21 protein-coding genes are annotated in these 25,658 nt (G+C 47.1%); 7 read left to right on the forward strand and 14 right to left on the reverse strand.

The genetic code is table 11. The annotated features are described in order from the left end of the window. Positions 1–185 precede the first annotated feature (185 nt). A complete protein-coding gene (locus tag EL84_RS03970) occupies positions 186–371 on the forward strand; it encodes a hypothetical protein (RefSeq protein WP_047840795.1) in 186 nt (61 codons plus the stop codon). A 122-nt stretch (positions 372–493) separates the two neighbouring features. On the opposite strand, the gene EL84_RS03975 is transcribed toward EL84_RS03970, so the two are convergent. The 7 genes from EL84_RS03975 to EL84_RS04005 form a co-directional block, all read right to left on the reverse strand. Then, complete coding sequence (locus EL84_RS03975) at positions 494–2,233, reverse strand: adenine deaminase C-terminal domain-containing protein (protein WP_047840796.1); 1,740 nt, start codon at positions 2,231–2,233, stop codon at positions 494–496. Positions 2,234–2,407: 174 nt separating this feature from the next. Further along, positions 2,408–3,466 (reverse strand): ABC transporter ATP-binding protein, encoded by a 1,059-nt coding sequence (locus EL84_RS03980; protein ID WP_047840797.1) that lies wholly within the window; start codon positions 3,464–3,466, stop codon positions 2,408–2,410. A gap of 18 nt (positions 3,467–3,484) precedes the next feature. After that, positions 3,485–4,276: an ABC transporter permease gene (locus EL84_RS03985; protein ID WP_017691790.1), complete on the reverse strand. Its 792-nt coding sequence runs from the start codon at positions 4,274–4,276 to the stop codon at positions 3,485–3,487. A gap of 4 nt (positions 4,277–4,280) precedes the next feature. Further along, a complete protein-coding gene (locus EL84_RS03990) occupies positions 4,281–5,102 on the reverse strand; it encodes an ABC transporter permease (protein ID WP_036612869.1) in 822 nt (273 codons plus the stop codon). Positions 5,103–5,306: 204 nt separating this feature from the next. Next, positions 5,307–6,245 (reverse strand): nucleoside hydrolase, encoded by a 939-nt coding sequence (locus tag EL84_RS03995; protein WP_047840798.1) that lies wholly within the window; start codon positions 6,243–6,245, stop codon positions 5,307–5,309. Positions 6,246–6,514: 269 nt separating this feature from the next. Then, positions 6,515–7,585: an ABC transporter substrate-binding protein gene (locus tag EL84_RS04000; protein WP_036613093.1), complete on the reverse strand. Its 1,071-nt coding sequence runs from the start codon at positions 7,583–7,585 to the stop codon at positions 6,515–6,517. A 250-nt stretch (positions 7,586–7,835) separates the two neighbouring features. Next, a complete protein-coding gene (locus EL84_RS04005) occupies positions 7,836–8,180 on the reverse strand; it encodes a Na-translocating system protein MpsC family protein (RefSeq protein WP_017691786.1) in 345 nt (114 codons plus the stop codon). Positions 8,181–8,554: 374 nt separating this feature from the next. Here EL84_RS04005 and EL84_RS04010 point away from each other — a divergent pair, with 374 nt between their 5' ends. From EL84_RS04010 to EL84_RS04020, 3 genes are all read left to right on the forward strand, one after another. Next, on the forward strand, positions 8,555–9,469 hold the full coding sequence (locus EL84_RS04010; protein WP_047840799.1) for a hypothetical protein: 915 nt from the start codon (positions 8,555–8,557) through the stop codon (positions 9,467–9,469). A gap of 492 nt (positions 9,470–9,961) precedes the next feature. Further along, positions 9,962–10,708 (forward strand): DUF3105 domain-containing protein, encoded by a 747-nt coding sequence (locus EL84_RS30690; RefSeq protein ID WP_053061376.1) that lies wholly within the window; start codon positions 9,962–9,964, stop codon positions 10,706–10,708. Between the two features lie 273 nt (positions 10,709–10,981). Continuing rightward, complete coding sequence (locus tag EL84_RS04020) at positions 10,982–12,700, forward strand: methyl-accepting chemotaxis protein (RefSeq protein WP_047840800.1); 1,719 nt, start codon at positions 10,982–10,984, stop codon at positions 12,698–12,700. A gap of 147 nt (positions 12,701–12,847) precedes the next feature. On the opposite strand, the gene EL84_RS04025 is transcribed toward EL84_RS04020, so the two are convergent. Next, positions 12,848–13,801, reverse strand: coding sequence for a nucleoside hydrolase (locus EL84_RS04025; protein ID WP_017691781.1), 954 nt, complete (start codon positions 13,799–13,801; stop codon positions 12,848–12,850). A 269-nt stretch (positions 13,802–14,070) separates the two neighbouring features. Then, positions 14,071–16,302 (reverse strand): MMPL family transporter, encoded by a 2,232-nt coding sequence (locus EL84_RS04030; protein WP_047840801.1) that lies wholly within the window; start codon positions 16,300–16,302, stop codon positions 14,071–14,073. Positions 16,303–16,480: 178 nt separating this feature from the next. On the opposite strand from EL84_RS04030, the gene EL84_RS04035 reads away from it, so the two are divergent. Then, complete coding sequence (locus EL84_RS04035; protein ID WP_047840802.1) at positions 16,481–17,107, forward strand: TetR/AcrR family transcriptional regulator; 627 nt, start codon at positions 16,481–16,483, stop codon at positions 17,105–17,107. A gap of 154 nt (positions 17,108–17,261) precedes the next feature. On the opposite strand, the gene EL84_RS04040 is transcribed toward EL84_RS04035, so the two are convergent. Then, positions 17,262–18,059: a hypothetical protein gene (locus EL84_RS04040; RefSeq protein ID WP_047840803.1), complete on the reverse strand. Its 798-nt coding sequence runs from the start codon at positions 18,057–18,059 to the stop codon at positions 17,262–17,264. Between the two features lie 328 nt (positions 18,060–18,387). Between EL84_RS04040 and EL84_RS04045 the strand changes: the two genes are divergently transcribed. Next, positions 18,388–18,978 carry a GNAT family N-acetyltransferase gene (locus EL84_RS04045; protein WP_047840804.1) on the forward strand — a complete coding sequence of 197 codons (591 nt, stop codon included), beginning with the start codon at positions 18,388–18,390 and terminating at the stop codon, positions 18,976–18,978. Positions 18,979–19,018: 40 nt separating this feature from the next. Here the strand turns inward: EL84_RS04045 and EL84_RS04050 are convergent, their stop codons facing one another. After that, entirely contained in the window at positions 19,019–19,915 is an 897-nt protein-coding gene (locus EL84_RS04050; protein ID WP_047840805.1) for a diacylglycerol/lipid kinase family protein, read from the reverse strand. A gap of 315 nt (positions 19,916–20,230) precedes the next feature. Between EL84_RS04050 and EL84_RS04055 the strand changes: the two genes are divergently transcribed. Then, positions 20,231–20,824, forward strand: coding sequence for a hypothetical protein (locus EL84_RS04055; RefSeq protein ID WP_036612896.1), 594 nt, complete (start codon positions 20,231–20,233; stop codon positions 20,822–20,824). A gap of 656 nt (positions 20,825–21,480) precedes the next feature. Here the strand turns inward: EL84_RS04055 and EL84_RS04060 are convergent. From EL84_RS04060 to EL84_RS04070, 3 genes are read right to left on the reverse strand one after another with little or no spacing between them, the layout of a single operon-like run. After that, positions 21,481–23,358 (reverse strand): ABC transporter ATP-binding protein, encoded by a 1,878-nt coding sequence (locus tag EL84_RS04060; protein ID WP_047840806.1) that lies wholly within the window; start codon positions 23,356–23,358, stop codon positions 21,481–21,483. Next, complete coding sequence (locus EL84_RS04065; protein ID WP_047840807.1) at positions 23,355–25,082, reverse strand: ABC transporter ATP-binding protein; 1,728 nt, start codon at positions 25,080–25,082, stop codon at positions 23,355–23,357. Before EL84_RS04065 ends, EL84_RS04060 begins: the two co-directional genes overlap by 4 nt. After that, the gene (locus EL84_RS04070; protein WP_036612904.1) at positions 25,079–25,621 is read right to left on the reverse strand and encodes a MarR family winged helix-turn-helix transcriptional regulator; all 543 of its coding nucleotides are present in this window, start codon (positions 25,619–25,621) and stop codon (positions 25,079–25,081) included. Before EL84_RS04070 ends, EL84_RS04065 begins: the two co-directional genes overlap by 4 nt. Positions 25,622–25,658 lie beyond the last annotated feature (37 nt).

Genomic DNA, 25,658 nt, shown 5'->3' on the forward strand with positions numbered 1-25,658 from the left:
TTACTATATATGTATTCCTATGCCTCGTCCAAACCATGAAACATCATGCTATGGAGATACATTAATTCCATGGGAGGATTAGCCCATTATTCAGCTGGCATATAGATGATTGCTTCATTCCATTTAATGGAATAAAATTATCTAATAACACATTAAACACTAACTACTAAAAGGTGGAATACGCGATGAATACTTCTGAAAAGAAATGCACGGATTGCGGAGGCACGTCTTTCGTACAAGCCTCGGACTTCATCAATCTTCGTCCATTGGACAAGAAAATGGCACTAGGTTCGGAAAGAGTATTTACGGTTTGTTTAGATTGCGGTGAGGTTGTTTCAATAAAAGTAAAGAATCCAGAGAAATTATTATAATCATAAGCAAACGATATACGATATGAAGAGCAGCACACTTTATTGAAGACATGCTGACGATTATTTTTAATACATTGAGAAACACCCCTGCTCACACTTGTGAGCAGGGGTGTTTTCTCAGATTAAACAATCAACGATACAACCTTACCTGCATTCACATCAATCAGGCCATAGTCCGTAATCTTCAGCGCCGGACTTACTGCAAGAGAGTGCGTGCTAATCGACATGATCGGGTTGTAATGCACATATCCAAGAGACAACATCGCTGCTCTTAGTTCCTTCACTTGATGGGATACTACTGCGAGTGGTTCTTCCGTCAATATTCCACCTACGGGAAGTTCCAGATGGGATAGCACCTTACCATCTTCCACCACACAGAAACCACCTTGGCTCGAAATTACCGTGTTAGCTGCCAATATCATATCTTCACGATTACGTCCTACAACCAGCAGGTTGTGATTGTCGTGTGAATATGTCGTTGCAATGGCACCGCGTTTGATGGTGTCTCCACCGATCAGACCATGTGCACGATTGCCGTTCACGCCATAACGTTCAAAGGTAGCGATTTGTGCATATCCGCTTTCTTCCCATAATAATTCGCCATCCGCAGACTGAACCGGTGCAATATGTTCTTCTACAAAAGTAGAACCATCTTTGACCATCATGACACGGCATTGGTGCTCACCTTCACCAGCGAGATCAACACCTGATCCACTGACTTTCGGATCTGACAATTGAATCGCAAAATCTGCTACGCCCAGCTTCTCCAACTGTACGCTCTTATAGAAATGAGGTGGGAACTGCCCGGTTATGCGCTCCTGCTTATACGGTTCGTAATCGTCATAAGCTTTGCGGCCGTTTTTGTACACCTGATCAATAGCGAGCTCCTCTAGGTTGGATACCAACACATAATCGGCCACTTTGCCTGGGGCAATGCTGCCACGATCGGTCATTTTCATCCGGGAAGCAGGGGTTGATGTTGCTGCATAAATCGCGTCTTCCGGACGCATCCCCATCTGAATTGCTTTGCGTACGATATGATCCAGATGACCACGCTCCACCAGTGAATCCGGCATTACATCATCTGTTACAAAGCAGAAATGCTGCGCCACATCATGTTGAATCAGGTACTCCATGACTTCCGGGGTCATTGATTTCTCCTGAATTTCAATAAACATACCTGCCGCAATCCGCGCCTGTAATCCCTCAATGCTCTGATGAGTATGATCGGAATCGATACCTGCGTAGATCAGTCGATGCAGATCAAGTCCAAGCAGTTTCGGTGTATGTCCTTCGATCACAAGATCCGGATAGTTTTTGCGAATATGCTGTAAAATCTGGTTTGTCTTGCATTCCGGATCACGGATGACATCGACATAGTTCATGATCTCGCCCAGACAGATGATCTCGCCAGTGGCGAGCAGCACGTCCATATCTTCAATCTCGATCGAACCGCCTGTTGTCTCCATCGGGGTTGCCGGAACGGAACTCGGGATCGCATAGAACATATCTACTGTCGTCTCCCGACTCACAGCCATCATCTCCTGCACACCCTCCAGCCCGAACACATTCGCCATCTCATGCGGTTCTGCGACAATGGACGTTACCCCGCAGCCAATCAGACCATGGGAAAAGGTTTCCGGTGTCACCATCGTACTTTCGATATGCAGATGGATATCGATCAAGCCAGGAATCATGTATCTTCCCCGGGCATCAATGACTTCGTCTGCCTGAATCAACTCAGGTCCACCGGGTCCAACATACAGGAATCTGCCGCCCAACACAGCAACGTTGTTCATTTCAAACCGTTTATAATAACTGTTATACACATGTACATTTACAATTAGTTGATCTGCACGCATGGGGCATAATCTCCTTCTTCACAAGCATTTCACCACGATGCGAACCGGACAATGAACCTGCACTTTAATCTGCTGTACTGCACATGACTGCGCACCACTGCCTCGTCCGGAATCATCGCATGAATTGCCTTCTTTACTGCTCTTATTTCTTAAAGCTACTCGCTACATTCACGACTACTCTACCAATACAAGCTTGTCCTGTGGGAAGATCAGGCTAACACGTTGCCCGCTAAGGTATGGTGTTTCCATCTCCTGATTTGCTGTAAAATCACCGAGTTCCGTCTCGATCACATACTGATAACTGCGTCCCAGATACGTGCTGACCTTGATAATCCCCGGCAAAGCATTCACCACATCCGCAGAAGTATCTCCACTAACGATCAGATCATCCGGGCGAATCGCACCTTTGCGTGCACCGGGACGTGCTGTTCCAGGATGCGCTGTTGCTGTAAACGTACGTCCACCTGCGGTCAGTGTAATCACTTCACCTGCATCACTGCGCTCCGCGAATTCAATGAAATTATGGAACCCGATGAATCGTGCTACAAACTCCGTTGCCGGATATTTGAAAATCGTTTCCGGGCGGTCGAGCTGCTCAACCACGCCTTTGTTCATAATCGCTACCTGATCCGAGATCGAGAAGCACTCTTCCTGGTCATGAGAGACATACAGCGTTGTAATGCCCAGCTCTTGCTGAATCCGGCGAATCTCCACCCGCATGTTGAGACGCAGGTTGGCATCCAGGTTACTGAGCGGTTCGTCAAACAAGAGCAGGTCAGGCTCAATGACCAATGCACGAGCAATGGCTACACGCTGACGCTGTCCACCGGACAGTTCTTGTGGAAAACGTTTCTCAAATCCATTCAGGTTAACGACTTCCAGGATTCGCATCACACGGGAAGAAATATCCTTGTCTTTTACCTTACGCATCCGCAGGCCAAAGGCCACGTTGTCATAGACAGACAGATGCGGGAATAACGCATAACTCTGAAATACAAATCCGAAGTTCCGCTTGTTCGCCGGAACCTTCGTATAATCCTTGCCGCCGAACATAAACTTGCCCTGTGATGCTTCCAGAAATCCGGCGATGAGGCGCAGCGTAGTTGTTTTGCCGCAACCGCTCGGTCCGAGCAGGGAGAGCAGTTTACCTTTTTCCAGCTCCAACTGAAAATCCTTCAGGATTGTCTGCTTATCGTATGCCACGGATACGTGGTCTAATGTCAGCAATGCCATAGCGTTCTGCGCCTCCAATTAACGTTTAGTAAAGTATGAAAATCCGCCCATGATCCGTTCGATCACGAACATTAAGAGTCCGGTCAGTACCATCAACAGCACGGAAATCGCTGCAATCGTTGGGTCAAAATAATTCTCCACATACGTCAGCATCTGGATCGGTAATGTGCTTACCCCTGGTCCGGTCATGAACACCGAGATGTCCACGTTGTTGAAGGACTCCAGGAAGGCAATCAGCACGGCAGCGATAATTCCTGAGCGGATGTTAGGAAGCACGATCGTGAAGAACGTTCTTACCCGTCCCGCACCAAGACTCAGCGCAGCTTCTTCCACTGCAAAGTCAAAGCTCGACAGACTCGACGCGATAACCCGAATGATAAATGGAAGCATGATAATCGTATGACCGATCAGCAATCCGAGGTACATCGGCAGATGGTAGATTACGATCAGGTATTTCATCAATGTAAAACCAAGCACGATTCCCGGGATCAGTACCGGGGACAGGAACAGTGCGTTCAGCACGGACTTGCCTTTGAAATCGTAACGACTAAGTGCATACGCAGCCGGAACTCCGAGCACCAGTGCCAACAAGTTTCCCAGTAAGGAAATGATGATGGACGTCTGGAATGTGCGGAGGAAACCGCCTGTGTTGAAAATATTCTCATACCAGCGGAAGGAGAACCCTTCCGGCGGAAATTTGAGTACCGTTCCCGGTTCAAACGAAGTGACCGATATGATCAGAAGCGGGCCCAGCAGAAAGATAAAGACCAGCAGACTGAACAGGCCCAGCCCGATATGTTTCTCCCGCATATGTCTACCCCTTCGGATTTAAAGTTTTGGCCATTTTGTTCATGACACCAACCACGACAAATGTAATTACAATCATAATCGCGGCAACAACCGAGGCCAGATACCAGTCGTTGAGAGTCATGGCGTTTTGATACAGGAACGTAGCAATCACGCGTTGCTTTCCTCCAAGGAGGGCAGGTGTGGTATACGCCGTCAGGCTTCCGACAAAAACAAGCACAGCTCCGATCACAAGTCCTGGCACAGCCAGTGGGAACACAACCCGGCGGAATGCCGTAATACGCGAGGCGCCCAGACTTTGTGCTGCCTTGAGCAGGTCACCGTCAATGTTTTCCAGCACGCCCACCAGAGAGATAATCATCAGTGGCAGGAACAGATGCGTCAGACCAATCATCATCGCTGCTGGTGTATACAGAATATCCAGCGGCTTGTCCACGATACCCAGACCAACAAGGGTGTTATTGATCAACCCTTTGCGTCCAAGAATGATCATCCAGCTAAACGAGCGCACGACCGGGCTCGTCAGCAGTGGGAAGATCGCCAATGCCAGCAAAATGCCTTTGCGGCGCGGCGCTTTCTGCGAAATATAATAAGCTGTCGGGAATCCGAGCACCACACAGACGATGGTGGTGACCACGCTGACTTGCAGCGTCGTAAGCAATATTTTCAAAAAGTATGGGTCTCTGAAAAAATGCATGTATCCTTCAAACGTGAAGGAGTTTTCTTGGAAAAACGTCGACCCGATCGTCAGGACAATCGGAATGATCATAAATGCCGCCAAAAACACGAATCCCGGCAGCAATAGCCAGTAGATTACTGATTTCTTCATCGCGATACTCCTGACTTGTAAATTTAATTCGAGATTGATACTTGAATACTCCGATTGCAGTACCGTCCTTCGATCCCTGTTATCCCCCGATTTATTGATTCACTTTCATAGGTAAAAATCGGGGGATAAAGGGGAACGCTTCGCTTCTCCAGATCGGTTCTGCACTCTCCGCAATCGTATAAATATCTAATTGGGGCAGAGCAACTACGCGTTTAATGCGTTGATAAACAGTTCAAGGAATGCTTCCGCATCTACGGTTTCGCAGACGAGGGTGTTGGGCTGCTCACCCAAACGATTTTGGAAGTCGCATACCATCTGGCCATCGCACAGGCGGCTGGCGGTTTCGACATCGACGTAATACGATTTGCGTCCTACCAGTTCCGGGGCAAGGACTACGCCTACGGCTAGTGGATCATGTAAAGCGCAAGCGCGGACGCCGTTCATTTGTTCGTAACGGTTGATGTAAATCTCCGTGCTCTGAGCAACGTATGCGCGCAGTGCAGGATCAGTGAGACGCTCAATCGTTGCTTCATTCAGCAATGTTTGACGCGTCACATCCAGTCCGACTTGGGTAAGCTTATCAATACCTGCGTGCAGTACGATACGTGCGGCCTCTGGATCAGCGTAGGTGTTGTACTCGGCGGTTGGTGTAATGTTGCCATGTCCACGAACTACGCCACCCATGAAGATGACTTCCTTCAATAAAGAAGGCAATTCAGGACACTTCATCAGCGCGAGTGCCAGGTTCGTTAAGGGTGCGGTCATGATTAATGTCAGTTCGCCCGGATATTGCTTGGCTTGTTCCACGATAAAGTCTGGCGCAAAACCTTCCTCGGCTTTCTTAGACACGGCCGGATCAGGCAGCGCACCGCCCAATCCGTCCTGTCCATGTACCCGGTGTTCATAATGCGACTTGCGAGTGAGCGGCCCAGCTGCTCCGGCAATGACCGGAATTTCAGGTGCACCCGCGAGTTCAAGAATTTTGCATGTATTCTCTGTTGCCTGCTGGAGTGATACGTTCCCACAGACTGTGGTGATGCCGAGAATGTCCAACTTCCGACTTTTGACGGCCAGCAAAATCGCCAGTGCATCGTCAATCCCCGTGTCCACGTCCAGAATGATGCGATTTTGCGCTTCACTCATCCGTTCTCAACTCCTATGCGGTGATATGGTTGCTTGCTGCAAATGATAAGTTGAACTAAAGAATATTTACACTTACCACTCCGATGACAGAATAACCTTCCGATCGCTGTTATCCCCAGATTTTTTTGAATCCCTTCTTCAAGGGGAAAATCCGGGGATAAAGGCGAACGCTTCGCTTCTTCACGTTATTTCTGCCCTCTCCGTTCTCGTGTAAAAAGTTTAGTTAAACATGTTGACCCAAGATAACTTTAAGTCAGTCGGTTACTTGTTTATTGTGCAATCTCACGGTTCCAGCGATCTGTCCAGCCTTTAACCTGTTGATTCACGAATTCCATATCCAGCTTGTTCAGCTTCTCAACAACTTCAGCGCCGTATGTTACGCCTTCTGCTTCTTCAGCAGTCAGTTCAACCTTTGTATTAACCGGGGAATCGACTTTTGCTTTAGCAGATTTCGCTTGTACATCCTGGCTAAGCTGCCAGTTGATGAACTCTTCAGCGAGTTCTTTGTTTTTGCTGCCCTTGACGACATTGATTGTGTTCATCACGGCATATGCACCTTCACTAGGTGTAACAAACTTCGCATTAGGCACGGCTGCTTTCAGATCTTTGAAATACATTTCCATGATCGGTCCGCCTGCAATCTCTTCTTGGGAGAACATGTTCACGAATTCGGATGTTTGACTGTAGAATTTCACCACATTGCCGCTCAGTTTTTTCAGTTCAGCAAATGCCGCATCTTCATTAAACGTATCGTTACCGGCTACACGGGAAGCTGCATCCACAACCATTGGGCCTGCTGTTGCCGTAATATTCGGGATGGTCAGGTTACCTTCGAACGCCGGGTCCCACAGGTCACTCCATGAAGTCACTTCTTTGGATACGAGATCCGGGTTATAAGCGATACCGAGCTGTCCAACCGTGTAGGCTGGGCCATAATCTTCACCAAGTGGTGCTTTGGCAATATCATAAATGTCATTTACATTTGGAATTTTGGAGCGGTCGATTTTCTCAAACAGACCTTCATCGATACCTTGCTGTGCATAGTAATCAGACAGGTAGATAACATCGACATTGGATGTACCTTGACGAATTTTATTCAGACGTTCAGCGTTATTGCCGACTTCGAGCACGATGTCTACATTATGTTCTTTTTCGAATGGACCAAATACTTCTTCATTAAAGAAATCTTCGGAGAAGCCCCAAGTGGAGATAACCAATTTGTTCGCTGCGGTTCCCCCACTCCCTGATCCGCCTGTTGCATCATCCGTGCTGCTGCCACAACCTGCAAGTAATACTGATGTCATTGCCACTGCTGCCAAACCGCTAATCCACTTTTTCATCATGATCCTTATTCCCCCTGATATGTGTGATGTGTATGAAAAAACAAAAAGAAAAGTGCTCTTGTATAAACAAGAACACTTTTCTTCGTAAACAAAGGAAAGCGACACCCGCTGCCGGTACATCATCGGTTTCTGCTTCAGAATCAATCCAAAGACAGACGCCATCATATGAAATTGTACGGAACCTGATCATGAATCCGGGCCATAACCTCTGCATACATCAACAAGAATCAATCCTGCCGATCCATCCTTAGGCCTGTTCCAGAATCACATTTGTGATTGCCCACTGAGTGGACGCATCATAATCCCGCAATATAGCTTCAATTGGCAAACCCATGTGTTGCTCGAGCTTCTCCCGGAATTTCTTCTTATATAAGACAGACATGCGGAAGTCCACTTCCAGCTTTAAGCCGGGGGCCTCCCCTTCCAGGGCGTCAGAGCGCGGTGAACGTCGGTGCTTCGCGTAGAAGGTCACAATATTCTGGTCAATGGTCACTCTCAGGAGAGTGGTGCCAAATCCGAACAGTTCCTTCGAGATTTCGTTATAATACTGGCACATCTTCTTCTTGCTCTCATTGCTGTCCAGTAGTTCCATGAACTCACCCACATCTCTTACTACCGTACATTCGACGTGTTAACACGATTGATTATACATAAATATACGATCATAGGCAACCCAAAAGATATAGTTAACATGAGAATAACACATAAAAGCGAACGATGAGACATTAACAACTAAAAACAATTCGTCTTAAACCACAGTGAATTTACATTAATATGCCTGCATGTCATTCCTATACTATTGTTGCTTCTATACTCCGTTTTCATACACAGGATTCGAGGCTTTGTTTCAACTTTCCCTAAATGGGTACTAATTCCTGCGAAACATAGACAAACTTCGTCATTAACCGTTAAAATGAGACACAATGTTGACATGTTTTTATTTTCTAGAAATTGGAGGATTATACCATGAAATGTCCAGTATGTAATCACGAAAATGGAGATGCCCATTTTTGCGAGAGGTGCGGCTCTAATCTAACGCAAACAACCTCATCACCAACTCCTGTACCGAACTCGGAATCTGCTGCTTCCGAACCCGAATATACCCGTTGGTCCAGCACGCAGGCTACCTCTTCCCAGGCATCCGTTCCACCCAACACACCATCCATCTCCATTCACAAGGAACAGGCGAGAGAATCAACAGGTACCAATGACCATGCTTCTGCAGAAGACAATAGCTCCAATCAGTGGAATAATATTGTGCAGAATGAGAAAGTTCAGCAAGCCAAAGAAGTAAGCAAACAGTATCTATCCTATTTCCTCAGTGTCTTGGCCCGTCCTTATCAGACGATGAAAACCGTTGGCGACCAGCATTCCCTAAACGGATGGCTAACAATGGCGCTAATCGCAGTTCTATCTTCTACATACTTCTTAATTACCTTTAGTCGCATAGGCATGGACGGCTTGTTCATTGGTGGATTTTTAAGACCGTTGTTGTTCACCGTCATTATCCTGATTGCCTCTATTGCACTGATGTACGCTATTCTGAAGATTGAAAAAATAACCTTCCGTCCCAAAACACTGGTTGCCCAGTTTGGTACATTGCTTGTTCCTGCTGTCGTATCCCTTGTTCTGGCGAATCTGTTTATTATCATCTCGTATTCCATCGCGATTTCATTGCTTGCTGTCTCGTATATCATTATCTTTGTTGCGCTGAACTCGGTGCTGTTCCAATATCCACTGAATCGTACCAAAGCAGCCATCGACAGCATGTACAGCGTGCTGATCGCCAATGTGGTCGTGTTCTTTATTCTGTATCGATTGTTGGGTGAGATTATCATTGGACTGATTGGCATGATGCTTTCGCCTTTTGGACGTCTGTAAACTATATCAGTTGGAATAAAGCTGTTTACACTCGTTACTTCGATGACAGAACAACCTTCCGATCGCTGTTATCTCCAGATTTTTTTATTCACTTTTACAAAGGTGAAAATCTGGAGATAAAGGCGAAGCATATGCTTCCGAAGCAGCTTTCTTGCAGAAAGCTTTTAGCTTCCGCTTCTTCAGGTTCTTTCTGTCCTCTACGTTTCGTGTAAATGGTTATTTCAATAAATATAAATCTTACTGACTCTTTGGATTTATATTAAGGCCTTCCTTGCTCATGCCGGGAAGGCCTTTTTTAGGTTTTCTATGGCAGCGTTGCGCCGAGCATGTATCATACACTATAATGTGTAGTGCAACAGGTATGTTCTTATTTACGTAATAAACCAATCCAGCAACTCTCGTTACGTAATGTGAGGATTCATCGTTGCCACCAACACTACGTTATGTAGTGTATTAATCACTCATTTTACAAAGAAAGCAGAGGAACTCTCTATGGACATGACTCATATGAATCATATGCAAATGGAGCACGAGGCAGGTACATCCTACCTGTGGCTCATCGTAGGTGTAATTGTATTGCTGTTCTCCATCGCCACCTATATCTGGGCATCACGCACACAGGGTAAAATCCTGAGCCACATGAAAAAGAAGGAAAGGGCGGACATCCAGAAAAAAAGTCGCTCCCTTCGGCTGGCTGCACATGTAATGATGGCAGTGTCGATTATTACGTTTGGCCTGTTCTTCATGCAAGGAGCAGGTAAAACATATAATGTAGCTGATCTGGAATCCAACGCGACAATCGACGTGACGGACGATAAATATTATGGGGCAGACCATACGGAGGACCCCATTCAGTATGAGATGACAATTCCAACATCGGGGCCGCATAATCCGCATGATATCAAGTTTGGATTTTACACCGACTTCCCAGGCTATAATTATCTGGTACACAATCTGGAGCACGGGGACATCATCATCTATTATCGTGAGAACGCAAGCCAGGATTTGAAGGAACATCTGAAATACCTAGCCAAATTCCGCGAAGCCGGAGCAGGTATTCTGGCTGTACCCAACAAGGATATTCCCGAGGGCAGTGAAGTCGTGGTGACCGCATGGACCAAAACAATGAAGCTCGACCAATTCGACGATGCCAAAGTAGGTACTTTTATCAATAAATATATTAATCAGGGACCTGAAAAGATTCCTGCCTCTGTTCGCCAGGGCGGCGGAACGATGTAATGACGTAATCACTCAGTCATGTGAAGCCCCTCTATGTAGTGACAATGAGGTGTGTTCCAATGATGAGCATGGTCAATATAGGATTGAAACGAAACCAGCTCCCGGGTCAAATTGACTCGGGAGCTAATTCTTTATGGACCGGATGCCGATATTTCAAGTAGAAAACTGTATATTTGATATACAATACATACGAACCAAAGAAGAACGACAAGCACCAAGTAAAGAGACAAAAAGACGATTGATTTAACAGATCAAGGGGGAACACTTTTACCAATGAACAGTTTGTTTATGAGGATCTTTTTATTTTTTTCCTGTCTGATGCTGGCCGCGGGTGCGGTTCTTGGCATTACCATGTACCGTTCATCGGCCCAACTGGTCGAGCAATCCATGGGGATGCAAGCACAGGCTGTGGGTGAACGGGCAGCTGCATTAATTGACACCTCTCTGTATGCACCACTCAGTACCGGACAGGACGAGACAGCGTATTACGGCATATTGCGTGAGCAGCTCAGTCAGCTGCGAGAGGCCAATGGACTCAAGTATCTGTACACCCTTGGTACACGCGAAGAAAATGGAACAAATACATATTTCTACGTTGTGGATGGGGCTGCTGCCGATGTGGCAGAGGATGACTTCTCCCCTTACGGTTCCGCAGAAGAGACCCATTATGAAGGAATGCTGCAAGCTTTTGAACAGAATGAGCCTATTCGGGGTGAACTCACACAGGATGAATATGGCGCTACCATTACAGCATATGTGCCGATCCATGGGGCTGACGGGAAAGTACTAGGATTGGTCGGTGCGGATCTGGATTCCACTGCGGTCTATGAACTGATGTCCCGCAACCGTATGACCATGATCTGGACAGCCTTAGCTATTGTTCTGCTGAGTGTCTTGCTGGTGTATGGATTCGCCCATTACTTGACCCGACCATTGGTGAAGTTGAAGAAGTTAATTACCCAGGTAGGAAAAGGCGATCTGACCGTCAACGTTGAACTTAGTCGCAAGGACGAGGTAGGACAACTCGCTTCCGAGTTCAAACATCTGGTTACAGGTACCCGTGATGTCATGACGGGCATCCGTCAAAGCTCCGACTCTCTGCTACAGGCTGCAGAAGGAGTATCGAAACATTCACAGGCGACTGCAGAAGCCAGTCAGCGTATTGCCGAGCATACGAATCATACGGCCAGTGGAGCTGCCGAACAGGTGGCTCGTGCGGGCGAAGTTACGGTAGCCATGGAAGAGATCACACGCAGCATGCAGCACATTGCGAATTCTTCTTCTATAGTCGCGGATGTATCACAGGAAACGACCAATAACGCGGTGCAAGGTCAAGCCAACATCAACACGGCGATTGACAGCATGGACAAAATTCATCAAGCAAATGTGCAGATGGTGGCCTCCACCTCTCAGCTGGAGCAGTACTCAGGTAAAATTGAGTCGGTAGCACATCTGATGAAAGGCATCGCTTCACAGACCAATCTGCTCGCACTTAATGCAAGTATTGAAGCGGCTCGTGCAGGAGAGTATGGCAGCGGGTTTGCGGTGGTTGCCTCAGAGGTTCGCAAGCTTGCGGGGGAATCAGAGCAATCGTCCCAGCATGTAACCGAACTGATCGCCGAGATGACACGCCAGACTGCCCTGTTGTCAGAACATATGTCTGCCAGCACATCAGCAGTCCAATCCGGTCTCGCTGTTGTTCAGGAGGCAGGCCGTTCATTCACATCCATTCATACCGGGATTGAGACGATGAATGAACGTCTGCACGAAGTATCCGCAGCATCTGAGCAGCTGTCTGCCAGTGCAGAAGAAGTATCCGCTTCTGTGGAGGATATGGAACATATCTCACGCGAATCCTCTTCGAGCATCCAGAAGGTATCGCACGCTACCGGTAGCCAACTGCAATCCATGGATGAGATGAGTGCATCCGCCGAATCGCTGCGGGTATTGTCCAGTGAGCTGAACGGATTGATTGGTCGATTTAAAATATAGCGGGTAGCTAGATTACTATATAAATCAGCCCAAAACAAAAAGCCGCACGGCAGGGACGGGATTAAGGGGTTCAACCCCATATCCAGACCACTGCCTGCGGATTTATTTTTGTACCTTTAATGTTGGCAAGCCCTGAGGCTGCCTGAATTAGTAGCGCTGCGGAGCAGCTTTTTTACCCAAATCCGTCATGTACGTAAAGAACGCTTCCGGATCGGTATCATACACCAGTTGTACTGGACGTCCGTCTGCTTGCTCCACCGTGCGGCCCTGGCTAGGACCATCCGGGATGACAATACAGTTTACGGTTTTTTTCTTCACGATGTCCTCGCGTCCAACGGAAGCCGTTGTCAGAACATCCCACAGATAGTATGTGGAATTTGTCTCACTGTACACCAGTGGCGGACAACCTGCGTAACAGTTACCCAGGAAATCAACACCTTCGAAGCGACGCTCTGCTGCCCAGCGGTTACGAACGGCTGGAGTCAGAGGTACTTTATTCGTGCTTTCCAGTGCAACCAGATCGATCTGGATACCACTCTGCCATACACGGTAAGCCGCTTCCGGGTCCCAGAATACGTTCCACTCAGCTGTGCCATCATGCTCAGGTTCTTCTACGTTACCACGCTCAAATGTACCGCCCATCCATACCAGCTTGTCGATTTTCTCTTCAATGTCTGGTGCTTCGTCCAGTGCACGCGCAAGGTCTGTCAGTGGGCCTGTGAACAGGAGCAACGTTTTGCCTTCGGTATTGCGCACTTTCTCGATCAGATGCTGGTGTGCCGGAACGGCAGAGAGTGGTGCTTCCATTTTGCCGGACTCGTTCAGTACAGGAAGTGCATCTACATAGAAGGAATGCAGTCTCCACGCCGCAGGAAATGGATTTTTCCCTCTGGAGTTAGATTTGGATACCTCTACGGAATATGTACCGAAACGATCGATAATTTTACGGCTGGCATCTGTTGCTGGCTCCAGATATCCGTCTGCCGGAATAACCGATACGCCGGTTACATGTACATTGTCCATTTGCAGAAGCATGAACAGCGATACGAGGTCATCCACGCCGCCGTCATGGTTAAAATACACATTAAGTTGGTTCGTCATGCTTGCTTTCATCCTTCCCCTGGTTGTCCCATTGATGTTGATCATCCGTCTGCTCAAGGCCGACGCTCTCTCTATTATGTCCCATAACCCTTGGCTACGTAAACCTTCCCCATGCAAAGAAAACAAGGATCACGCCTCATCCTGCGGATATTTTACAGTTCCACCATTCCATCTCAGGAGGACAACTGGTAGAGGTCATCATCGTTCGGAAAATAAAGAAATGGACAGCAGGCTTGAAGCCCCGCCGTCCATCTCACCCAATCCATGCATTACATGGACTGGTTTTGTTTCGCCTCATTCTTCTCTGCAATCGGAACATACTTGCCTGGCCAGAAGGCCCATTTACCCAGCAATGCGGTGATCGCCGGTACCATGAAGGGGCGAACCAGGAAGGTATCCAGCATCACACCAACGGCTGTGATTATACCAAACTGCACCAACACCTGAATTGGCAATGTAGCAAGTACCGCAAACGTTCCTGCCAAGATCAGACCTGCAGATGTAATAACAGAGCTTGTCTCGCCAACACCTTCTCTGATCGCTTGACGAAGCGGCATCGTTTTGCGTTTCTGCCAGATGCTAGAGATCATGAAGATGTTGTAGTCTTCACCCAGTGCCACGAGGAATACGAAGGAATACAGCGGAATCGCTCCCTGAATGGCATCTGCGCCAAGTCCGTAGTGAATGATGATCCAACCCAGACCCAGTGCAGAGAAATACGACAGAACAACAGTTGCAATCAGGTATGCTGTGGCTACGATTGAACGCAAGTACAACAGTAGTAACAATGTAATCATGCCGATGACCACCGGAATAATGATCTTGGCATCCCGTTCTCCGGTTACTTCAATGTCATACTGTTCAGCCGTCTGACCATCAATCCAGACTTGACTGTCCACATTAGCTACACCAGCATCTTGAAGCGCCTGTTCCGCAGTAGCCCGCAGATCTGGAATATGCTGCATTGCCTCCATGGAATATGGATTCAGATTAAATTCCACATCAAAGGCGGTAATGTTGGCATTCTCGGCACCCTGCTGAGCATCGCCTACTTTACTAATGTAATCCAGCGATTCGAGACGTTGCTTCAGATCAGTTTCTTTGCCTTCGGCATCAACGATCACTTTGACTGGAGCCAGCTCACCTTGGGAGAATTGTTCACCGATGACGGTGAAACCTTCGCGGGAAGGCACATCCTCCGGGAAGGAAGACAACAGATCATACGTGAATTTAACCTGAGTAGAGAATGCCGCCAGTCCTCCCAGCAATACCAACGTAATTGCAAGAACGGTCCATGGCTTTGTTACTACAACACGGCCAATCCAGCTTTCCTTCACTTTGCGCGGGGCAGGAGCCGGTTTGCCTTTTTTCTTAGCACGCTCCACTTCCATCTCATGTGTACGTGGTACGAACGGATAGAATGAACCCCGACCGAAGATCGCCAGAAGCGCCGGAACCAGTGTCAGACTTGCAATAAACATGATAAAGATGGACAGACTGAATGGTACGGCAAAGCGATGATATGCACCGTATTCAGCCAGCAACAGTACCAGTAGTGCTGCAACGACCGTGAATCCACTCATGGCAATGGCGCCAGATGATCCGGTAATTGCCTGGAAAATGGCTTTCTTTTTGTCCGGCTCATGATAGAGAATCTGGCGGTATCTGGAGATCATGAACAGGCAGTAATCCGTTCCTGCTCCAAATAACAACACGGTCATGATCGAAATGGACTGTGCATCCACCGTAATCCAGCCCTGATCTGCCATGAATCCGAGAATGGGGCTTGTCACCATATACGCGAATCCAACCGCAATGATCGGGATAATTGCCAGTACAGGCGAGCGGTAGATCAACAGCAACAGTACTAATACCAGTACAACCGTAGCGATCAGCAAGGATACATCGGCGGAGGAGAATAGCCCGCTCGCATCAATGGATATCCCTACTGGCCCTGTCACACGGGCAATCAGTGTATTGGCATCATCTATGGCTACATCAAACGGGTTTGCCCCGAAGATGTCTTGTGTTTTTTGCTCAAGTGCTTCAATAGCTTCCTTCAATTGTTCTGAATCGGCACCTTCATTGAAGAAAAGTGGCATAACCAAAGTACTTCCGTCTTCCGAAAGCTGGCCTTTCAATGCCTGTGGTGGCAATTGATAGAGTGGCACAACGGACTGTTGTTGTTCTACCGGATCTTGATCCAGTCGCTCCGTTAATGCCTGAATGTTCTCAATCTGCTCATCCGTCAGACCGCCGGCTTGACGCCATACGATCAGTGCGGGCAATCCTTCACCGCCAGGGAATTCCTTCTCGGCAAGTGCAGCTGCCTGAACCGATGGTTTAGATTCACTCAGATCCTGTGCGTTATTGGTTTCACGATCACCTACAGCAGGCCATACCATACCAAGCACAACGGCGATAATGACCCATACCAACAGCGTAATCCATTTGCTTCGTTTGCCGGCAACCCAGCGGCCGTAACCCGAACCTTCCTGCATTGTCTCTTCATCTCCCTATTCTGTTTCTATGAAGCCCTAATATATATGATGGTATAGTAATGAACCACGGGTCATAGTATAATCGAGTTAATTATATATACCGGAAGGTTAATTTTGCAATGCCTAATTTTGTGAACACTTCTAACAAGCAATTAAATACGTAAAGAGGTATGTACTTATGAGCAAAAAAACAAACATTCCCCGTTCACCGGGTAGACCCAAAACAGCTGTGGATCAAGCATCTGTGCAATCCAACATATTGATGACCGCGTCACGTCTGTTTATGGAATACGGGTATGAACCCGTCTCTCTCCAGCAGATCGCTTCGTTATGTAATGTGACCAAAGCATCAATCTATTATCATTTCACCAGCAAAGCCGACCTGTTCACCGTTGCCATAACCCGCATGATGGCGATGGGCATGCAGCAGACTTCGCTACGCCTGGATGAACCTGGTACGTTGCAAGAACGACTGGTTAAGGTTGCTGAAGCGAAGATGCAGCATTCCCATATTGAAACGGAGACCATGATGCGAGAAGCCGAGAAACATCTGGACACGGAGCAACTCGCTCAGATTCGGGAAGCAGAGGTTCGCATATTCGAAGTACTAGCTACCCATTTTCAGAAGGAGATGGATAATGGTTATATGCGGGTCGGGAACCCTATGCTGCTTGCCCATGCATTTACGTCACTGCTGATGCTCGCAAACCGCGAAGATGTACGCAACATGAATGGCGGCAGCATTGAGGAACTTGCGCAGGAACTGGTGGCCCTGTTTCTGGATGGAGCTGTTAGGCGAAACTAAATATATAGCTGTATCTCAAAAGCAGTTATGCCAAAAACCATCGGGCGATGCAATGAACACACCTACCGATGGTTTATTGGTTGAAATCTAATCATGATTATAGGACTCTGCTCCTGAAAGTTTTGAATTGATCCTGTAATTACTTACCTGTTACTTAATCGACAGTGATATAAATAGATATATTAGGGCCATCACTACTATTCTCCGTATAGAATTTACCTTCACCCGTTGGTCTTCCGTTTTTAAACATGCCCACATAGACTAACTTACCGTTTAAGTACCCTTTACCTTTGCCGGTAATAGCTCCATTTTTAGCCTGCCCATCATAGATGATTACACCATCTTCGTACAATTTAATTTTGCCAGAATACGTGGGTACTCCTTTATCAAATGCACCAACATAGGCAATTTCTCCATATTGATATGCTTTACCTTGTCCCTGTGGCAAACCATTCTTAAACGTACCCTGATAGAACATTTCACCATATTCTGTATACCACTTACCTTGACCATGAAACGAACCATTCAAAAAATCGCCCTTATATTTAACCGTTCCATTTATGTCGTACTCGGTACCTTTACCTGAGGGAAGCCACGTTTCCTTATCCACCTTACCAACATAATTAAACTTTCCATTTGGGTAATAGATCTTTCCCTGTCCATTAGAGATATCCGAGTAAAGCTTCCCATCAGAGTTATACCTTTTTCCTTCATGAGGCCTCCCCGCTACAAACTTACCTTCAAAGCTCTTCTTCCCATTTGGAAAGTAGGATATTCCTTTACCATTAGGAACACCATTTTTGACTTCTCCCACATATCTGTGTTTCTCACCAGAAAGAGTAATATAGATTTCTTTTTTCGCTGCTAAGACCTGTCCAGGTGAAGTAAACAGCGGTGTAACCAAAATTAAAAAAACAGTAAACCACTTCAAATAATTCTCTAACTTTCGCATTTCGTTAAATCCCCATTTCTATTATATAAAATCTATCGGCCTGCTAAGGTAAACTGATACGTCTGTTTAAGACTATGAATGTCTGGTTTACTACAACGCAGCTATGTATACAGTACAGCAAATCAAAATATGTAATTCGAGCAGAGTAATACGAATCTTCAAACTAGGTTTCTCTTCGGCTTAGCAAGCACGACAATACTTATATCGACCATTATAGCTACAAGCATGAGAAAATATGGTAAAGTGTTGTTAATTATCTATTTCCCGTTGATTAATACGATACATAACATGAATAACACTAGCCTTGAACTCATAGGAGGAAACAACAATGTCACCACCAAAACCATCCCCACGTATCCCTCGTCTGCTGGAAACGTCGCGCATATACCTGCGCCCTTTCGAGATTACAGATGTGGATGCTTACTTCCCCGGCCTGTTTGACGCCGAGATGCGCAGGCTGACGGGTACACAGAACAGTTTCACACGTGCTCAGGTTGAACGTTATGTTGAGAGCGCTGCACAAGATGACACCAGACTCATGCTACTTATTGCTTTACAGGAAAATGACCAGATCATCGGAGATGTCGTCCTGATGGACATGCATGCCAAGAATCGCAGTGCACATATCCGGGTTGCCATCGATCAGGCGGAGCATCAAGGAAAAGGTTACGGTAGCGAGGCGTTGCTACTTATGCTGGACTACGGCTTCGGAATCTGTAACCTGCATCGAATCGAGCTTGAGGTGTACGCCTTCAACGAGCGAGCCATTCGCACGTATGAGAAGCTTGGATTCCAGCGCGAGGGTGTGAAGCGGGATGTCTTGTTCTACAATCATCAATACCATGATGCCATTCAGATGAGCATGCTTGAGGATGAGTTCAGGCAACGTGATATGAGAGATCAGCCAGGGAATGTTTAAGTTTTCGATCAACTAAAATCAAACTAAAAAACCGGGGGATTTAATAACCCTCCCCGGTTAGAAACTTCAGGTGACCCGTCAGCACCGACAGCTCGGCGGGTGTCTTCATATACAATTCGCCGTCCGTGTCAGCTGACATCGGCGCATCCGTCTTCACTTTTAACGTAGATGCCTTGAAGTATGAAATACTCTCACTCTGAGGTTGCCATTCTCCCTCTGGCTTGTGCGACAGAATCTCTCGCAGCAGCGGAATGCCTGTCTCATGAATAATGAGCACGTCCAGTTCGCCATCCTGCAACGCATCCGGTGCAAAGGGCAATGCATTTGTTCCCAGAAAACGGCCATTGGCTGCATAGATCATCACCGCTTCGCCTTCCATCTCTTTCCCATCCGCCTCCAGTTGGTAACGAAACGGTTCCGTATGACTAATTGTCTGTAAGGTACTGATAAAATAACTGAGCTTACCCAGCGCGCCTTTCAGATTCTCGTTAATATTCTGCGAAGCATCACTGATCAAGCCAATGCCAAAAAAGTTCGTGAACACCCGATCATTAGCTCGTCCAACATCAATGGATACCACCCGACCTGCCAGCATTTCTTGTGCCGCAGTCTCTGCATCCGGTGAAATCCCGAGCGAACGCGCAAAGTCATTACAGGTGCCTCCAGGCAATATACCAATCAACGGAGGATGTTGCAGATCGGCCAGTCCATTCACGCATTCATGCACCGTGCCATCCCCACCCAGGATAAACACCACATCGAATTGCTCCCCGCGTTCACGACACAGCTTCTCTCCTTCACCAGCTTCATCCGTACGCACAATGACGAGTTCATGGACAGCGGGAGCCAGCACACCAGCCACAAGGCCCACTGTATTCTCACGACTGGCCTTGCCCGAATGATGATGATGAATTAACAACGCTTTGTTAAACTCCATCCCTCTTCCTCCATTCCAATGCTTGTTACCCTTTACCCACAAAGGTCGAAGCCGTAAACAAGCCCTTCGCTAAGTACACATCATGATTCCAAATAGGTTTCCCAATCAGGTATGCATCCTAATCCTCATTCATTCGTAATAGCTAGATGACCCGTTTATCCATAAACCATTTCCTTGTTTAACCAGATGTATGCATGGAAAAAAGGGTTTCTCCGCACCTTAATGTCATAAGGCTGCAAATTTTGCTGGTGAGAACCCATTCAAATTGAGTCAAAACGGTTATATCTATACCATATACGAATGGAGGGATTCCCTATGATTCCGGCAACGTTGGAACAATTGGAGCAAGTTCGCAAGGAATGCCGTACCATGGTTCGCAAAAGAGCTACCGCTTCTGCCGGCACAACACTCGTTCCGCTGCCCGGTACAGACGTACTGGCTGATGTGGGGATGCTGATGCAGCTGTTGCCTGCCATTAACAATAAATTCGGATTATCACAAAAACAGCTGGACGGCATGGACCCCGAGACCAAATCCATGATCTATGGATTCGTGATGTCCATCGGAAGCAAAGTCATTGGTCGTATGATCACCAAGGAATTGGTTGTCCAGGTTCTGAAAAGAGTCGGCGTACGCGTAGCCACCAAATCCGTCGCCAAATTTGTCCCATTTGCAGGACAGGGATTGGCTGCCGCACTCAGCTTCACAGCCATGCGCTATGTGGGTAACAAACATGTGGATGACTGTTATGAGGTTGTCAAACGCATGATTGAGCAGCGCGAATTAATCCCGGGTGAACCCGCTCCGTCTGCGCTGGAGGAAGCTAACAGCGACGACGTGAAGGCAGAAGTAAGGTCGGTCTCTAGCAATGACACTGATGAACCTGCGAACGATTCTAAGGATCAGTAAAATGCGGGTCATGCTATGCCCAAACTGAGGCTTACAAAGTATCTCATGACCAATCTGGATTTCCCAATCGGTGATCTTATGCCCGTGTGGTTGTATCTCGATTGGTGTACGATGAATTCAAAATATAAACAAACGGGACAAAGCAGTGTAGTTACACCGCTTCGTCCCGTTTTTACTTTTGCAGCATGGCATATGTAAGACAATTATGACTACGGTTTATTTGAAAGTGTTTAACGAACTCAGCACACTCTAATAGGCACAATTCCACAATACCGGCGTTCTAACGAATCATAGACACTTTATTTCCTCATTCTACAGTTTATTTTACCGCTTTGTGCTGCTTATCCGAGAAATAACATGTCTCAAGTTCGTTAGAATTGGGAGTGCTTGATAATCCTCCATATAAGGTGTCTACGATTCGTTAGCATGGACGAAGGATGAACCCTCATCCTGTCTGCACTTCACGCAAACAACTGAAAGGCTGACGAGCACCACAACCCAATTACTATGCCAACGTTCCTTCATATCTTATAGATCCATCGTATCCAAACGAATCCAATCTGCTCCACATTAGAATCGACTCCTCTGGATACACGACAAATAGCCGGGAGCCCCCCTAAGAGTGCTCCCGGCTATTCTAGTTAGTTACAGTGTAATCAGATCGCCTGCGGTTGTTGCTCCGCAAACTGACTATTGTACAGATCGGCGTAGAAGCCCTGACTTGCCATCAATTCATCATGATTACCCTGTTCAATCACGTTACCATGATCCATAACCAGGATCAGATCGGCGCCGCGAATGGTAGACAAACGGTGTGCAATGACAAAGCTCGTGCGATCCTTCATCAGATCATTCATTGCTTTCTGGATAAATACTTCGGTCCGTGTATCCACGCTACTCGTCGCTTCATCCAGAATGAGGATAGCCGGGTTCGCCAGAATCGCTCTTGCAATGGTCAGCAATTGTTTCTGCCCTTGAGAGATGTTCGACGCCTCTTCATTCAGCACCGTATCATAACCATCAGGCAGTGTACGGATAAAGTGATCCGCATGTGCCGCAACGGCTGCCTTGATTACATCGTCTTCCGTAGAACCTTCTCGACCATAGGCGATGTTGTCCCGAATCGTTCCGTTGAACAACCAGGTATCCTGAAGCACCATGCCGAACAGACTGCGCAGCTTACCACGCTCCATGTCCTTAATGTCTGCACCGTCAATCGTAATCCGACCATCCTGAATTTCGTAGAAACGCATTAACAGGTTGATCAGGGTGGTTTTACCGGCTCCCGTTGGTCCAACAATGGCTACCGTCTGTCCCGGTTTTACATCAATATTCATGTTATGAATGAGCAGTTCATTTTCTTTATATCCAAAATTAACACCTTGGAATGCAACCGCACCTTTAGGCTGCTGTAATTGCACGGGTTGTTTGGACTCCGGAACTTCTTCCTCTTCATCCAGCAACTCGAATACCCGTTCTGCCGAAGCAATCGTCGATTGAATAATATTCGAGATATTTGCAATCTGGTTAATCGGTTGTGTAAATTGACGGGAATATTGTGTGAAGGCCAGAATATCCCCAATAGAGATAGAACCACGTGTAACGAAGATCCCACCGACCACACAGATCAGTACATAACCCAAGTTACCCACAAAACTCATGAGCGGCATAATAATACCGGAGATAAACTGGGCTTTCCAGCCAGATTCATACAATTCTTCATTGACCTTCTCAAATTGCTGTACGGATTGTTCTTCGCGTCCAAATGCTTTGACGACCTTGTGTCCCGTGTACATCTCTTCGACATGACCATTCAGTTCCCCAAGGGATTTCTGTTGACCCGCAAAGTGTTTTTGCGAACGAGATGCAACCAGCATGACAACAACTACACTGAGTGGCAACGTCAAAATCGTGATCAGCGTCATCCATGGACTAATCGTCAGCATCATGATAATTACGCCGACAATTGTGACGATGGACGTAATGAACTGTGCCAAACTTTGCTGAAGTGTATTACTGATATTGTCCACGTCATTCGTGGCACGGCTAAGTGTCTCCCCAGTTGTGCGGGAGTCAAAATATTTCAAAGGAAGACGTCCAACCTTCGCACTGATCTGCTCACGCATGTCATACACAACACGTTGGGCCACACCGGCCATCAGGTATTGCTGAACATACATAAATGCAGCACTGAACAGATAGAGTCCGCCAAGCAGGTATAATACTTTTATCAATGCAGGAAAATCAATTCCGGCTCCCTGTACACCCTGAAGGATGGCGATGGCGCCTTTACTGAGAATATCCGTTCCTTCGGCCATAATTTTTGGACTGATGATGCTGAATACGGTACTCAAAATGGCTGCAACCAGCACACCTAACAGACGAGAACTATGGGGCTGGAGATAACGAATCAAGCGACGCAGTGTGCCTTTAAAATCTTTTGCTTTCTCAGCGGGAGGTCGCATGCCCATTCCGGGACCTGGACCCGGCCCACCATGGGGACGAGGCGACTTGCGTTCTGTACGTTCACTCATGCGATCTCCTCCTCTGTCAGCTGGGAGGATACAATCTCGCGATACACTTCATTGTGCTCCAGCAGCTCTTTATGTGTTCCTGAACCGACAATTCGGCCCTCATCCATAACCAGAATGCGATCAGCATCCATTACTGTACTTACGCGTTGCGCAACAATTAGCACAGCAGCTTCTGTCGTTTCGGACTTCAGCGCAGCACGAAGTTTAGCATCCGTTTTGAAATCGAGAGCAGAGAAACTGTCATCAAAGATATAAACTTCCGGACGGCGAACAAGTGCGCGAGCGATGGACAGACGTTGCTTTTGTCCACCAGATACGTTGTTACCACCTTGAGCGATAAGGCTGTCATATCCCTCTTTCATCTCGGTAATGAAGTTCTCCGCCTGAGCCGTGCGGGCCGCATGAACAACTTCATCCATTGTGGCATCATCTTTCCCGTGACGAATATTCTCCGTAATCGTACCCGTAAAGAGGACTGCTTTTTGTGGTACAAAGCCAATTTTGGCACGCAGATCTTCCTGCCGAATTTCACGCACATCCGTACCATTTACCCGAACACTGCCTTCGGTCACATCATAAAATCGTGGAATAAGGCTGAGCAATGTCGATTTCCCAGAACCCGTACCACCGATAATGGCTGTTGTCTCACCTGAGCGAGCTGTGAAGGAGATATTGGACAAAGCTGGATTCTCTGCGCCCGGATAACGGAAAGTTACATTGTCAAACTCAATCATACCCTGCATGGATTTCATACCACGAGGCTGCTCGGGATTGCTAAGATCCGGCTGCATATCAAGCACTTCGTTGATCCGTTCTGCCGATGCTGAAGCCCTTGGAATCATAACAAAGATCATCGAAACCATAATCAGTGAGAACATGATCTGCATTGCATACTGGATGAAGGCAATCAATGCACCGATGTTCATATTACCAGTGTCGATCCGCATTCCACCAAAATAAAGGATGGCAATCATCGAAAAGTTCATAACCAGCATCATCACAGGCATGATGGTCGCCATGAGCACATTAACTTTGATCGATGAATCTCTCAGTTCTGTATTGGCCCCGTTAAAGCGCACTTTCTCATGCTCCCCACGGTTAAAGGAACGAACAACCCGAATCCCTGTTAACTGCTCACGTAGCACCAGGTTGAGTCGGTCCAGCTTTTTCTGAATGGTTTTGAACAAAGGTAAACCCTTGGCACCAATCAGCGCAATAGCTCCACCGAGTACCGGAAGCACGACCAGGAAAATCGTAGATAATTTGGCGTCCTGAGATACCGCCATGAAGATACCCCCGATACACATGAGCGGAGCCATAATCATCATGCGCAGCATCATTGTAAGTACATTCTGTACCTGCGTGATGTCATTCGTCGTACGCGTAATCAGTGAAGCAGTACCCATCTTATCGAACTCCTGGAGCGAGAAGTTCTCCACATGGCGGAATACTCTGCTACGCAGTTGTTTGGCAAATCCACCCGCTGTTCGAGATGAGAGATAACTGGCAACCACCGAACACGCTGTTCCGCCAATCGCGATGACCAACATCCATCCACCAATCTGCCAGATATACGGGATATCCCCTTTAATGATGCCATCATTCACAATATCTGCCATTAACGTAGGCAGGTACAATTCAGCAAGCGACTGAAACAGTACCAAAACCAGAATGAAAATAATCGGAATTCGGTATGGCTTCAACATGCTAAACAGTTTCATCATGGCTTATCATCTCCTCTTGTCGAATCATCCTTTTGCAAGGAAGTTAATGTATCAAAAAAGGTGTATACCTTTGTCAACAACTCAGCCAGCTGAGTACTGTCTTGCTCACCCAAATGCTCAACTAACTTATTGAATATTTCCATGCGTTCTTGGTGAGCAGCCCGAATAATTTCACGACCTGCCTCAGTAATCGTGATACGAACAGCACGACGATCCTCCGGGTCCATCGTCCGTTTGACCAGCCCCTCATCTTCAAGGCCACGAATAACAGGTGTAATGGTCGGTGACTTCACTCGTAGCAATGCGCTGATTTCCGAGACTTTCATCCCGGGATGATTGGATTCGATCGTGTCATTGAAATCAGGCGGATTGTCCTGCCAGTTCAATTGTTCTCCCGGATGCATCCCGTGGAGTAAACAACCCAGCACCATAATTTCATTGTGATTGCGCCCATGAGGTTTATGTTGCCTCCATTTGCCTTTATTAAACTGCATAATGGAGTACAAAAGCTTCTGAGCGACCGGATCTATACCAGTCATAATGGGTCCCTCCTTCTTTCTTTATCATTCCATAGAC

It is taken from the genome of Paenibacillus sp. VT-400 (genome assembly GCF_001029205.1).
GTDB lineage: Bacteria > Bacillota > Bacilli > Paenibacillales > Paenibacillaceae > Paenibacillus > Paenibacillus amylolyticus.